The sequence below is a fragment of the Plantactinospora sp. KLBMP9567 genome (assembly GCF_033446045.1).
Taxonomy (GTDB): domain Bacteria; phylum Actinomycetota; class Actinomycetes; order Mycobacteriales; family Micromonosporaceae; genus Plantactinospora.
The window spans coordinates 54,257-67,561 of sequence record NZ_JAWQRR010000060.1 but is presented as its reverse complement, the minus strand read 5'-3'; the positions used below and the strand labels follow the sequence as shown (position 1 = coordinate 67,561).

The 13,305-nt window shown below is 72.2% G+C and carries 11 protein-coding genes; all 11 read right to left on the bottom strand.

Annotation, left to right across the window (positions count from 1 at the left end):
* Positions 1-2 precede the first annotated feature (2 nt).
* Positions 3-1,385 (bottom strand): hypothetical protein, encoded by a 1,383-nt coding sequence (locus R6Y94_RS41790; RefSeq protein ID WP_318402613.1) that lies wholly within the window; start codon positions 1,383-1,385, stop codon positions 3-5.
* On the bottom strand, positions 1,382-2,185 hold the full coding sequence (locus R6Y94_RS41785; RefSeq protein WP_318402612.1) for an ABC transporter ATP-binding protein: 804 nt from the start codon (positions 2,183-2,185) through the stop codon (positions 1,382-1,384). The genes R6Y94_RS41790 and R6Y94_RS41785 overlap by 4 nt, the downstream gene beginning before the upstream one ends.
* Before the next feature lie 117 nt (positions 2,186-2,302).
* Positions 2,303-3,097: a zf-HC2 domain-containing protein gene (locus R6Y94_RS41780; RefSeq protein ID WP_318402610.1), complete on the bottom strand. Its 795-nt coding sequence runs from the start codon at positions 3,095-3,097 to the stop codon at positions 2,303-2,305.
* Positions 3,094-3,645, bottom strand: a complete 552-nt coding sequence (locus R6Y94_RS41775; protein ID WP_318402609.1) for an RNA polymerase sigma factor — start codon at positions 3,643-3,645, stop codon at positions 3,094-3,096. Before R6Y94_RS41775 ends, R6Y94_RS41780 begins: the two co-directional genes overlap by 4 nt.
* A 144-nt stretch (positions 3,646-3,789) precedes the next feature.
* A complete protein-coding gene (locus R6Y94_RS41770; RefSeq protein ID WP_318402608.1) occupies positions 3,790-4,260 on the bottom strand; it encodes a S26 family signal peptidase in 471 nt (156 codons plus the stop codon).
* Positions 4,257-6,146 carry an ABC transporter ATP-binding protein gene (locus R6Y94_RS41765; RefSeq protein ID WP_318402606.1) on the bottom strand — a complete coding sequence of 630 codons (1,890 nt, stop codon included), beginning with the start codon at positions 6,144-6,146 and terminating at the stop codon, positions 4,257-4,259. Before R6Y94_RS41765 ends, R6Y94_RS41770 begins: the two co-directional genes overlap by 4 nt.
* The gene (locus R6Y94_RS41760; protein ID WP_318402605.1) at positions 6,146-6,688 is read right to left on the bottom strand and encodes a hypothetical protein; all 543 of its coding nucleotides are present in this window, start codon (positions 6,686-6,688) and stop codon (positions 6,146-6,148) included. Before R6Y94_RS41760 ends, R6Y94_RS41765 begins: the two co-directional genes overlap by 1 nt.
* Positions 6,636-7,265 (bottom strand): MauE/DoxX family redox-associated membrane protein, encoded by a 630-nt coding sequence (locus R6Y94_RS41755; protein ID WP_318402603.1) that lies wholly within the window; start codon positions 7,263-7,265, stop codon positions 6,636-6,638. Before R6Y94_RS41755 ends, R6Y94_RS41760 begins: the two co-directional genes overlap by 53 nt.
* 88 nt (positions 7,266-7,353) lie before the next feature.
* Positions 7,354-7,533 carry a hypothetical protein gene (locus R6Y94_RS41750; protein WP_318402602.1) on the bottom strand — a complete coding sequence of 60 codons (180 nt, stop codon included), beginning with the start codon at positions 7,531-7,533 and terminating at the stop codon, positions 7,354-7,356.
* 187 nt (positions 7,534-7,720) lie between these two features.
* A complete protein-coding gene (locus R6Y94_RS41745) occupies positions 7,721-10,897 on the bottom strand; it encodes an AfsR/SARP family transcriptional regulator (RefSeq protein WP_318402600.1) in 3,177 nt (1,058 codons plus the stop codon).
* Positions 10,898-11,556: 659 nt separating this feature from the next.
* Entirely contained in the window at positions 11,557-13,212 is a 1,656-nt protein-coding gene (locus R6Y94_RS41740; RefSeq protein ID WP_318402599.1) for a glycoside hydrolase, read from the bottom strand.
* Positions 13,213-13,305: the final 93 nt, after the last annotated feature.

Below are 13,305 nucleotides of genomic sequence, written 5' to 3'. Positions count from 1 at the left end.
CCTCACAGGGTGTCCCTGGGCAGGATCGGCAGCAGGGCGTCGCTCCGGCACTCCAGCACGGCCGCCCGGGCTGCCGCCATCCGGCGTCGCTGCTCGTCCTGCGGCAGGCCGACCAGCGCCTGGTACGCCCGCTCCACCCGGCTTCGCTCCTCGGATGCCCACCAGTCCTCCGGGGCCGGTGGTTGACCGGTCAGCCAGGCGGCGGCCACGGCGCGCGCCAGGTACGCCTCGATGCTATCGCCCGACCCGTCGGCGCAGTCCTGCTGCCAGGCGGCCTTGAGCAGGGACGGCAGGAGCGGCTCGAACGAGACGTCGGCCCGACCGGTATGCCCGATCGGCGGCCCGCGGAAGACGAGCGTGTCGGCCCCGGGTCGGGGCGGGGCCGGGACCGGCCGCGCGGGGAGGGTGGCCTGTTGGCTCTCCACCGCGCGGACGGGAGCGTCGGGCAGCTTCGCCGCCATCATGGCCAGGGCCTGCCGGGCCGGGCGGACCACGTCGGGCAGCAGACCGGCGTGTACCCGGATCACGCAGACCTGCGGACCGTCGTTGTCGCAGACCAGCTCGACGGCGCCCGGGTCGACGGCCGCCGCCGCGTCGTAGCCCCCGGTGGGCATCAGCGGTACGGCCACTGCGGCGCCGACCACCGCCGGGAGCACGGCCAGCGCGACCGACCGACGGCCGACCGCGCCGAACAGCAGGAGCCCGGTGGCCGCGAGGGCCGCCAGCCACAATGCCTGAGTGAGGTTGACCCGCGCCACGATCGTCTGGAAGTCCTGCAGCTCCCCCAGGTAGACCGGCGTGAGCAGCAGCGCCGCCGGCTCGACCTTGGCAGGATCGCCCGCGAAGGCAGCGGCACTCAGCCAGTCCGGGAGCAACCCCGCCACGGCGACCCCGGCCACGGCGAGGGCGGGTGGGGTGACCAGCCGGGGCACCGCCCGACCAACGGCCATGCCCAGCCAGCCCGCGGCGATCACCGACAGTGCGCCGACCGCGCTGACCGCGATCGCGGTGACCGGGAAGTATCCCGCCGTCGGGATCACCCACGCGGCGGCGACGAGGAACGTCAGGGCGTACCCGGCCACCAGCGTGACCGCGAGCGCGGCGGCGGTCGGCAGGACCCGCTGCCACCGCGGCCTGGCGGTGCTGCCGAACAACTCGTCGACCCGGCTGCGCGCGTCGCGGCGACCCAGCCACGCTCCACCGGCGAGCGCCAGCGGCCACGACAGCATCAGCATCATCCGGACGGCCACCGCGAGCTGCATCCACCGGCCCGCGAAGCCCTGCGGGAACGACAGCAGCGCCGCGGTGCTGACCACCAGCGACAACAGGGCGGCGCCCACGGCCGCCGAGCGGCGCAGTTCGATGCCGAGGATGCGGCCCATCACGCCGACACCTGCGCACGGTGCGCGCGCAGCAGGGCGGAGTAGCCCCGCTCGGCGGCGCTGTCACCCGCGTCGCCGGCGCCGCCCTCCTGCGCCAACTGCGTCGCGGTGCCCTGCCACACCAACCGGCCCTCGTTGACCAGCACCACGTCGGTGCAGGCCGCCGCGACGTCCTCGACCAGGTGGGTGGAGACCAGGACGCAGCCGTCCACGCCGATCTCGCGCAGCAGCTCGCGGAAGTCGAGGCGCTGCTCCGGGTCCAGGCCGACGGTCGGCTCGTCGAGGAGCAGCACCTGCGGGTCGTTGACGATCGCCTGGGCGATGCCGGCCCGGCGCAACATGCCGCCGGAGAGCGTCTTCATCCGGGAGTCGGCCCGCTCCGCCAGCCCCACCCGTTCGACGGCCCGCTGCACGGCACCGGGAATCGTCGCCTTCGGCATCTCCTTGAGCCAGGCCATGTACTCGACGAACTCCCGGACGGTGAATCGCGGGTAGAAGCCGAAGTGCTGCGGCAGGTAACCCAGGACCCGCCGGACCCGACGCAGGTCCGCACGACCGGTGACGTCGTCACCCAGCAGGCTCAGCCGCCCGCCGGCCGGCGCCGCGACCGTCGCCAGGGCCCGCATCAGGGTGGTCTTGCCGGCGCCGTTGGGGCCGAGCAGCCCGTGCACGCCGGTGCCCAGCGCCAGGTCGAGCCCGTTCACCGCCAGGTGCCGTCCGGCCCGGACCAGCAGCTTCTCGGCGTGCACCGCCCACGCGTAGGTGGTCGGTGTTATCTCCGCCGCGCTGACCGCGCGCATCATGATCTCTCCATTCGTCGTTCACCCGTCAGATGAATTGACATTTCTCTATGTGTCGCGGTCGTGCGCTGCCCAGGCCGTACGGGAAACGGACGGACCGCCGGGTTTCGGGGCGCCGGGTCAGCTGCGATTCACGCCGAGCCGGCGGTAGTCGGCGGCCCGGACGAGCACCACGGCCAGCAGCGCCACGGTGGCGGCCGCCCAGCCGGGCCAGCTACCGCCCTCCAGCACCACCGGTAGCCGGTGGACGGAGAGGCTCGGCACCACCACCGTCGCGGCCCAGGTGCCGGCCAGTGCGAGTGCCGCCCGGTCCACCCCGATCAACCCGCCCAGCGCCAGACTTCCGGCGATGAAGGCCAGACATGGCAGCAACCACAGGGCCGGCGCGTGCCCCGTGCACCAGCCCGCCACCGCCAGGACCGGTACGACCGCCGCGAGCAACGCCAACGTGCGGCGTAGTAGCAGCCACAACCCGGTACGGGGCACCGTGGCCATCAGCTCCCAGGCGGGATCGGTACGCCGGCTCCACACGGCGGCCACCGGCAGCAGCGGCGCCACCGGCGCGATCAGCAGCACCAGCGAGGGCAGGTTGTCGAAGGTCTGCTCGAAGACGACCGCGGCGAGCATCAGCCCGACCGCCATGGCCAGCCAGGGCAGGACCCGTACGGCGACGCCGGTGCGCGGCAGCCACCTCCGACGCGCCGGTGCCGGGCCGGCGGCGATACCGGCGGCGATACCGGCGGCCACCCGGTCCAGCAGGTCCCGGGTGCCCGGGTCGGCGGCGGTCGCCAGCAGCGCCCGGCAGCCGGGGCAGGACTCCAGGTGCGCCTCGACGGCCCAGACGGTCACGTCGTCGACGCCCACGGCCCCGGCGGCGTACCGGGAGATCAGGGCGGGCGTGGGATGAGTGGTCATGACAGCGCCTCCCGCAACGCGATCCGGGCCCGCCGCGCGCGGGTCTTCACGGTCCCTTCCGGCACTCCGAGCAGCAGCGAGGTCTCCCGGGCGGTCAGCCCGTCGAGGACCATCGCGTGCAGCACCTGGCGCAGCTCCGGCGGCAACGCCAGCAGGGCCTGCTCCAGATCGCCGTCGATGCCGCCGGCCAGCGCCTCCTCCTCGGCCGCCGGCGCCACGGTCTCGAAGGTCCGTACCGCCGGGACGCGCTCCCGGCGGGCCCGGTGCCGGAACGCGTCGATCAGCCGGTGGGCGGCGATCGTCCAGAGCCAGCCCACGGCGCTGCCACCGGGCGAGGCGTGCGCCTGGCTGCTGGCCGAGCGCCACACTGCCAGGTAGGTCTCCTGGAGCACCTCGGCCACCACGTCGTCGTCGGCGCAGCGCCGGCGTAGCCGTACGGTCAACCAGGGCGCGGTACGCCGGTACAGCTCGTCGAAGGCACGCCGGTCGCCCCGCGCGACGCGGCGCAGCAGCTCACCTTCGTCGAGCCCGTCCAAGCTCCCTCTCACATCAGGCAAGACGACGGGCACCCCTGCCACAGTTCCCACATGCCTGTGTCCTGGGTCACATCAGGTCAACCGGGCGATCGGCCTCGGCCAATGACCAGCAGCAGACGGAGGAGGTAACACGGAACAAGACTGTGCCGCGATCTCTCAGCCGGTGCCCAGCGGTGCCCGGGCGAGGCGACGGGTGACCACGCCCAGCAGATTCGCAGTGTAGAAGTAGCCGAGCTGCCGCGAGTCGGCGCCCGCCGGGTTGTCACCGAGCGCCACCATCCGGTCCGCGGGTACGGTCTGTTCCGGCACCGACGCCAACGCCGGCACCTCGTGCCGGGGCACCGGGTCTCCCGGGGCCGCCCGCAACCGTTTGATCACCCACAGCGGGTAGTCGGGCGGCAGCGGATCAACCGGTCGGCCGGCGGCGACCACCACCACCTGCCCGGGACGGATGGCGGTGATCGGTGCCCGGCGGACCAGGACTCGGTCACCGTGCTGGAACGTCGGCAGCATGCTGGACCCCCGCACCGTCACCACCACCAGGCGACGGCGGGCCCACCACCCCGCCACGGCCAGGGCGGCGGTCAGCACGCCGCCCACGGCGCTCACCACCGTCACGACGGTCACGGCACCACGTCCATCGGCCGTCCGGGCTCGGACGCGTCGTCCTCACCGGTGTATCCGGCCGCCTGCAACCGGAACAGGGTCGCGTACGTGCCCTCCGCCGCCAGCAGCTCCGGGTGGCTGCCCTGCTCCGTCACCACCCCGGCGTCGAGTACGACGATCGAATCGGCGTCTCGCACCGCGCCCAGGCGGTGCGAGATGAGGACACTGGTCCGGCCCGCCCGGTGCCGGCGCAGGCCGGCGTGCACCTCGTACTCCGCCGCGGCGTCGAGCCCGGCGCTCGGCTCGTCCAGGATCATCAGGTCACGCGCGTCCCGGACGAAGGCCCGGGCCAGCGCCAGGCGCTGCCACTGCCCGCCGGAGAGCACCACTCCGGTGCGGGGATCACTGCGGTCGGTCTCGCTCAGGAACAGCCGCGACAGCAGCGTGTCGTACCCGTAGGGCAGGGCGACGAGGTCGGCGTGGACGCCGGCGCGGCGGGCGGCGAGCTGGATCCGGTCCGGGTCACCGATCCGTCCGACGTCACCGATCCCGATGTTCTCGCCCGCTGACATGTCGTACTCCACGAAATCCTGGAACACGGCGGTGATCCGTTCCCGGAGCTGTCGGGGATCCAGCTCACGCAGGTCCACACCGTCCCACAGCACCGCACCCCGGGTCGGGTCGTAGAACCGGCTGAGCAGCTTGACCAGGGTGCTCTTGCCGGCGCCGTTCCGACCGACCAGGGCCGTCGCCGTACCCGCCGGGATCGTCAGGTTGACACCGCGCAGCACCCAGGGGTGGTCGTCGGAGTACCGGAACCACACGTCGCGCAGCTCGATGCCGTGCCGCAACGGCGGCACCGGGCGCGGCGCGGACGGCGTCGGCAGGTCCGGCTCCGCGCTGAGCATCGCCCGGTAGTGGTCGATGAACAGCAACCGCTGGTGCGCCCCGGCGAAAGCGCTGATCATGGTGCCAAGCGCGCCCTGCACTCCGGCGACGGCGAGGATGAACAGCGAGACGTCGCCGACCGACAGCGCCCGGGCGTGGGCGGAGCGGACGGCCCAGACCAGGCCGCCGCCGGCCACCACGGCGGCGAGCAACGCGAGCCCGCCCTGGGCGAACAGCTCCCGCCGGTCGGTCGCGCGCCGGGCCTGGTCCGCGGTACGGCGTTCGGCCATCATCCGGGCCCGCAGGAAGGCCCCTGCGCCGAAGAGACGGACCTCCTTCGCCGCCGCCACGCTGGTGAGCAGGTTGTTGTAGAACAATTCCCTGCGCTCGGCCGGCGTGATGTCAAACGTCATCCCCGCCCGCCGCCTGGAGAGGGCCAGTTCGGCGAGGAGCGTGGGCCCTGCGGCGACGACCACGACCAACGCCATCACCGGACTCAGCAGCAGCAACGAACCCAGGAAACCGGCCAGCACCAGCAGACCGCGGGCGGCGGCGAGCGCGGCCTCGACGATCTCGGCGGGCGAGCGGACCGAGTCCCCGGCGAGCCGGAGCCGGTCCAGGAAGTACGGATCCTCGAACCGCCCGAGCCCGACGAACCGGTCGACGGCGGCGTGCAGGCGTTCCACCCCCAGCCGGCTCGCCGCGCGGCCCACCTCGGCCCGCAGGAACTGCTCGAGCTGCGGAAGTACCGCCACCAGGACGCCGGTGAGCGCCAGCGCGGCACCGAGGAGGACCAGTTCGGAGACCAGGGCGCCGCTACCGACCCCATCCAGGACGGCCCGGGTGAGCCAGGCGGCCAGGACCGGGGCGACGCCACCGACGACGGCGGCCACCCCCAGCATCAGCACGCCGCCACGGGCGGCGCCCCAGGCGAGTCCGGTCGCCGTCGCGGCCGCGGCGAGCAGCGGGCGCCGGGCCGACCCGGCGTTGGCGTCGTGCTGGTCCCCACCCGACGGCATCAGGCGTGCGCCGGGACCGGAAGCTCGTCGAGCCGATGCCCGCTGGCGGTAACCCGCCCCTGCCCGTCGAGCAGATAGACGGCGGGGAGCGCCCCGACCCCGAGGGCGGCGATCAGTCCCGGCGTACCGGGCGTCTGCCGCACCACGCGGGCGACCGGCGACAACATCGCGACGTACGGCTCGGCAGCCGCCTGGTCACTCTCCACCACCGCCAGCACACCGCCCCGGCCCCGGGACGCCGTCGCCGCCCGCTCGATGAACCCGGGCAGCAGCATCTCGCACGCGTCGCAGCCGGGGCTGAAGAAGCCGACGAGCGTCTCGTCGGCGAGGGTGTCCCGCGAAACCGGTTGACCGTCGGTTGTGGTCGCGCTGAAGTCGGCCACGGTCGCGCCGATCGGCAGGACCCTCGCGTCGTCGCGGGGTGACTGCCGGGACAGCAGTTCGGAGTGTTCCCGCAGCCGTCGCACCACGCCGAGGGTCAGCAGGAGGTTAACCAGAGTGAGCAGTCCGAGGAGAACGGTCGCGGTGACCAGCACGGACATCCGGGGATCCCTTCGTCACGGTCACGCTCCGGGCCGGCACCGGCCTGGGCGCGAAGAGGTCTACGATGTCGTCGAGGGTGAACGTGAGCAGGGCGAGTACGGTGGCGGCACCGACGGCGAGCGCGACGGCCTCCGGCCGGGCGCCGGTGATCAGGTCCTGGCCGGACGCCGGGCCGGCCGCGACGGCCCCGACGAGAGCGACGGCGGCGAGGGCGGCAGCCCTCGCCGCGTGCCGACGGCGCAGGGGCGTGTCGGAGCTGCCGAAGCAGCGGCATGGGGCACGGACCCCCCGCCGCAGCGCCCCCAGGATCCCGGCGCAGAACGCGGCGAGCAGGACCGCGGCCAGCGCCAGCCCGGCGACGGGCAACACAGGTAACAGCACCGCTACCACCAGTTCGGCGCCGAGGACCAGCGCCGCGATCGGACCGGCGGGCAGCCAGCCGACGGGCGCCAGCCGGCCGGTGGCGGCGACGAAGGCGTCGTACGCGGACCGACCGCGTAGCTTGCTGAACGCCGAGACCGTGAACACGGCGGCCAGCGTGACCAGACAACTCATCGCGACGTAGCGCACCTGCATGCCCTTCTCGTCGGATCCGATGGCATCGACCGGGCGGGGCGGACGGGCCGGCGAGTCCCGGTCATCCGCCCCGACGTCAGCGGTCCGGTCAGCAGGTCCCGCAGCCGGCGCAGCGCCACGGCTCGCAGACGCCTTGGACACAGTCGCGCACGCAGCGCTTCGAGTAGGTGCTGCTGCAGTACATGCACGTCGTCTGCTGCGCGGCGGATGCGCTCATCCTCGGCACCATCAGGGACAGGACCTTGTCAGCGAGTCGTCCTATGCTCATCGGCTCTCCTCCATCGAAGAGTGGGGGATCGGATGGCGACGCCACGCCGAGGCACGCCGTCCACCCGGGACAGTGTCGGACCGGACGCCACGGGCTCTGGACCGTCCGACGAGACAGCACGCTACGGCGGTTGGATCATCGTCACAAGCAATGAATTCGCAGGTCAGCGGCGGTTTCTACGCTGGGTCTACGGAATCTCTACGGTCGATTTCCCGGCCGCTTCGGCAACCGCACCCGCCACCGACTCCGCCTCGGCGTGGTTACCCAACCGCCGCAGCAGGCGAACCGCATGGTCGCGTGCGTCGCGGGCCCGCGCCGGGTCGCCGGCGACCGCCAGGGCCTGGGCGAGCGTGGCGAGCACCCTCGCCTCGGCGTACCGGTGCTCGGCCCGGCGATAGAGCTCGGCGGCCTCGGAGAGCCGGGCAACCGCCCGGTCGGGGTCGAGAGCGGAGAGGTCCAGCCGGCCGAGGGCGTGCAGCGCGAGCGCCTGCCCGAACAGCGAGTGGCCGGCCCGGCTCAGCGCCAGGCCATGGTCGAGGGTGGACCGAGCCGCCGGATGCCCCTGGTCCGCGTAGAGTCCCCCGAGATGACCGTAAAGAAAGGCGAGCTGAAGGCGATCGGCGGTGCGTTCCGCGATCGCGATCGCCTCGGTGAGAGCCGCCTCGGCCGGTCCCGCCTCGTGCCGGTCCCGGTGGATGGCTCCGATCAGGCCGAGCACCACGCTCCGGTCCCGCGGGCTGTGCAGCTCGGCGGCGAGGGCCTGGGCGATCCGGGCGTCGCTCAGCGCCTCGCCGAGCCGGCCCTGCTGCCGGCGCAGAATGCTGAGCTGCTGCCAGACGTGCAGCATACCCAGGCGGTACCCGGCCTGGCGGGCAAGGCGGTAGCCGGTCGCCAGGCAGCGCAGCGCGGCCTGCTGGTCGCCCCGGGTCCGGTGCACGGTCGCGCACAGGTACCACGCGTCCGCCTCACCGTGCCGGTTGCCGAGCCGGCGGAACAACTCCCGTGCCGCCGTCGCGTGGCCGAGCTTGACCTCCACGTCCGACCCGGGCTTCGAGCTGAACAGGTCGGCCAGGTTGCGGCGCAGGACGGCCGTTCCGAGTTCGTCGCCGGTGGCCTGACAAGCCGCCAGCGCCGTCTCGTGCGTACGCTGCCCGTCGTCGTACAGGTTGCGCAGCTCGTAATAGTTGTGCGCGGCGGCAGCGAGGCGCCAGGCCGTGCCGGCCCGCCCGGTTGCGGCAGCCTGGAGCACCGTCGCCAGCAGCGCTGGCTGTTCCGCCTCGAACCAGCCGAACGGATCGCGCTCGGCGGCCCGCAGGACCGGCTCCGGCACCGGCCAGGTGGGCGCCGGTGCTTCGACAGCGGCGAGGGTCCGGGCCGGCGCGTGACGATCCGCGTGCCGGGCCAGGGTGAGCCAGCCGGCCAGTACCCGGTCCACCGCCGTCGCGCGCTCCGCCGCCGGCTCCTGTTCCGCGCGCTCCCAGGCGAAGAGCCGGACCAGGGAATGGAACCGGTACCGGAGCTGCCCGCACCGGTCCACCCCGGCGTCATCGAGCAGACGCCGGGCCACCAGCGCGCGCAGGGCGGCCTCGGCCGCCGCCGGTGGCAGGTCCGCGGCCGCCGCAGCCACCCACGCCGGTACGTCGGGCGCGTCGAACAGCGCCAGCCGGCGCAGGACCCGGTGCTCGGGATCGGCCATCGCGCGCAGCCCGGAGCCGATGCTGGCCCGGACATCGAGGTCGCCGACCCGGAGTTCGTCCAGGCGACGCCGCTCGTCGGTCAGCTGCTCGACGAACCAGCACAGCGGGGTGTGCGGGCTCGCCGCGACGCGCGCGGCCAGTATTCGGACCGCCAGCGGCAGGTGACCGCAGAGGCCGGTCAGGTCCGTGGCCGCGGTCAGCTCGGCCCGGAACCGCTGCGCGCCGAGGCTCCGTTCGAGCAGGGCGAGCGCGGACTCGACCGGGAAGACGTCGAGGTTGAGCAGGTGCGCCCCGGCCAGCGCGGAGAGCCGGGACCGGCTGGTCACCAGGACCGCGCAGCCGGAGCCGCCAGGCAGCAGCGGCCGTACCTGTCGCTCGTCGGCGGCGTTCTCGAGGATGACCAGCAGCCGCCGGTCGGCGAGGTGGCTGCGGAATATCGCGACGCGCTCGTCGGTGTCCTCCGGAACCGACATTCCGGGTACGCCGAGCCCGCGCAGGAAGGTGCCGAGCACATCGGCGGGACGGGCCGGCTCGCTGTCGCCGCGCAGGTCGGCGTAGAGCTGGCCGTCGGGGTACGCCGGGCGTAGCCGGTGTGCCAGGTGCACCGCGAGCGTGCTCTTGCCGACACCCGCCCGGCCACAGATCGCCACCACCCGTAACACCGTCTTCCCGGGCGCCCCGAGCCAGCGCTGGCAGTCGGCCAGCTCCTGCTCGCGGCCGACGAAGTCCGCGATGTCGGCCGGCGTCTGCCAGGGTCGACGTGGCTCCTCCGGCCAGGTCCCGGTCCGGTCCGGGTCAGCGACCCGCCGCGGACAGAACGATCCGGCAACTCGCCGTTGGGCGTCGTCGGCGGCCCCCGCGGACGCCGGGTGATCCGGCGGTTCGGGATCGCCCGGGTCATCGGCGAGGATGCTCTGGTGAACACGGCGCAGCTCCGGCCCCGGGTCGATGCCGAACTCGCCGACCAGTCGCTGCCGAGCGTGCAGGTACGCGTCGAGGGCCTCCGCCCGCCGGCCGTCGGCGTACAGCGCGCGCATCCACTGCGCCACTACGCGTTCCCGACCCGGATGCTCGGCCACCAGTTGCCGCAGTTCGCCAAGGATCTCGCGGTGCCGGCACAGGTGCAGGTCCGTCTCGATCCGGGCCTCCAGCGCGACTAGCCGGAGTTCCTCGAGACGCGCGGCGTAGGCCGACAGCGACGGGCTGCGGGGCGTGTCCGGCAGCGCTGGGCCGGCCCAGAGCCCGAGCGCCTCGGCCAGGACCTGCCGGGCCTGCCACAGCTCTCCGGCGCCCAGCGCCGCCCGCCCTTCGGCGCAGAGCCGTTCGAAGCGGTAGCTGTCGACCGCGTCCTGAGGCAGCGCGAAGCGGTAGCCGGTGCGGCGGCCGACCACGATCGCCGCGCCGTCGGGCCCGAAGGCCCGGCGCAGGGACATCACGTACCCCCGGACCAGGGACCGGGCCGAGGTCGGCACCGATCCGGTCGCCCACACCTCCGCCACCAACTGGTCAGGCGAGACGTCCGCGCCGGAGTGCAGTACCAGGGCGGCGAGCAGGGATCTCAGTCTCGGGCCGCGGACCGCGCGCCAACTGTCCCCGCCCCACACCTCCATGACGCCGAGACAGCGGCAGCGCAGGACCACCTCGGCTACATCATCGTTGACGATCAACGCGCACAGCGTAGCGGTGGGTCATACACGCCGACCACCGCCGCAACGTCGCTCGGTGCCACCTCCCACGGTTCGAGCTGGGTCGAACCGATTTACGGCAGAGATCTCTTCGCCTGACGCGGCCTTATCTTCGTGTCAGCCTCCTTCCTGCACCCGAACTTATGGGCTGCGTGCGAGTATCCGGCCGCCGCCGATGAGGACCCGGGGATTGCGAGGAGCCGGCGGCTCTCACGGCGGCGCAGGTCGCACGCGAGGTCGCGTTGAACCTGCCGATGAAGGAGACACTCGGCAAGCTGGTCGAATGGGCGGGCGTTGAAATTGTGTACCTGGGCGTTGCTGTTCGTGTTCCCGGTCGGGACGATCGTGGCCACGAACACCTTCGCGTTCCGGACCGGGTCGCGTGCAGTCTCCGGCGGACGCTGTCGCGGGGAGGCTTCCGGCCCGACCTACAACGCTGGGGCGTTCTGCCGGAATCCTCGGGTGATCCACCCGAGTTCCCGTCCGGAATAGCGAACGCACGGCGTCGCGTCGGGCATCGCGTGATTGGCGGGGTCTCCGGTGGTCGGATCCGTGCGTTGACGAACTCGCCGCCGGAGACGTCGCCGTTGTCGGTCGTGGTAGTCCCGCTTGGCTGTGTGACTGGGGTCTGGGTGGTCCGGTCAGGTGGTGGTGCAGGATCTGATCTGTGGTCGGGCGCCGGAGTTGCCGTTCATCATGGTGGTGAAGCCGAAGGTGTTGCCGCTGCCGTTGGCGCGCATCGTCAACACCGTGTTGTTGCTGCTGAGGGTGGCGCTGCCGCTCCAGGTGGTGCTGATCGACTGCGGTGAGGTGACGGCCAGCGTCACGGTCCAGTTGCTGGCGCCGCTGACCGTGACCGAGGTGTTGTAGCGGTCGCCCCACACCGTGCCGGAGGTCATCGTCGCGGTGCAGCTACCACCGGCGGGCGGGGTGGTCGGCGGCGGAGTGGTCGGGTTCGTCGTGGGCTGGCCGGTCGGCGGTGTGGTCGGGGCGGTGCCCTCAGTGACGGTGATGGTGGAGATGCTCCGCGCCGGAATGTTGACGGTCGCCTGTCCGGCGCTGAGGGTCACTGGCTGTGACGCGGCGCCCAGGCTCTGCGAGGTGACCGTGTACTCGGCGTTCGAGATGCTCTGCGGCGTCTGGATGACGGCATTGTTGACCGCGCTGTTCGAGCGGTTGAGGATCACCAGCGTAACCTTGCCCCTACCCTGGTAGGCCGTGACCTCCAGAGAAGAGGTCCTCGAGCTCTTCGAAAGGGCGACACGCCTGTCACCGGGGCGGACGTACTTGGAGTACTGCGAGAACGCCTGGCCGCGCCGCAGCACCGCGCCCTTCGTGGTCCCGTACTGCGAGTCGCCGTCACCGATGAAGGAGTAGAAGCGGCGGCCGTACCACCAGACGTATGCGTTCCAGTTGGCCTCCATCGACCGGTGCACGGTCCGCATGATGTCGTCCAGGGTCTCGTTCCAGACAGCCGCGTTGCTCGGGTTTCCCCAGATGTTCGCACCGTTCCCATCGGCCGCGTGCAGGTTCCACTCGGTCATCCACTGGTTCTTGCCGTACTGGCTCGCGAGCGGGTAGGGGGACAGGTTGCCACTGTTCTCGGCGTCGTACAGGTGCCCGCCGACGTAGCCGATATTGTTACGCGCGGTGGCGTCCTGCAACGTGGGGTCGGTGTACGCGCGGTTGAACCGCAGGGACTCGCCGACCATCAGCCGGGTGTCCCTGACCTTGGTGCCCTGGTCGCGGACCCAGTTCCGCATCTCGGCGCCGGTCCAGTCCATCGAATCGTAATCCGGATGCCAGTCCGGCTCGTTCTGCACCGAGGTCACGTCGATCGTGACGCCCTGGTTCTTCATGTACTGCACATAACTGTTCAGGTGTTCCGCATAGTCGTCGTAGTAGTCGCTCCTGAGCTTGCCACCGTTGATCCTGCTGTTGTTCGTCTTGAAGTTCGCGGGGGCGGTCCAGGGCGAAGCAAGGATCTTGACACCGGAGCCGTAGGACTTCGCCGTCCTCAGGCTGTTCGCGTAGAGGCCCCACTCGCCCGACACCGGCGACACCACGGTCCGAACGATCGACATACCGAGTTGCCCCTGGCCCATGCCGACGAGCGTCTGGGTCTCACTGTCCGTCCACGGGTCACCGGACCCGCCGAAAATCGGGGTCGCGGCCCCGAAACCGTCGATCGTCTGGTACGACGAAGCGGTGTTGACGGTGATGTCAGGCGTCGCGGCCAACAGCGGCGGCGCGGTCAGTACTCCCGCCACGGTGACCACCGCAGTCGCCGCAGCCACCAAGATAATCTGAGATCTTCTCATAATTCACTCCATCAACATGTGCGGCAACGGCCGTCCGACTGCACCAGCGACGGACAGGGTCTGCTCTCG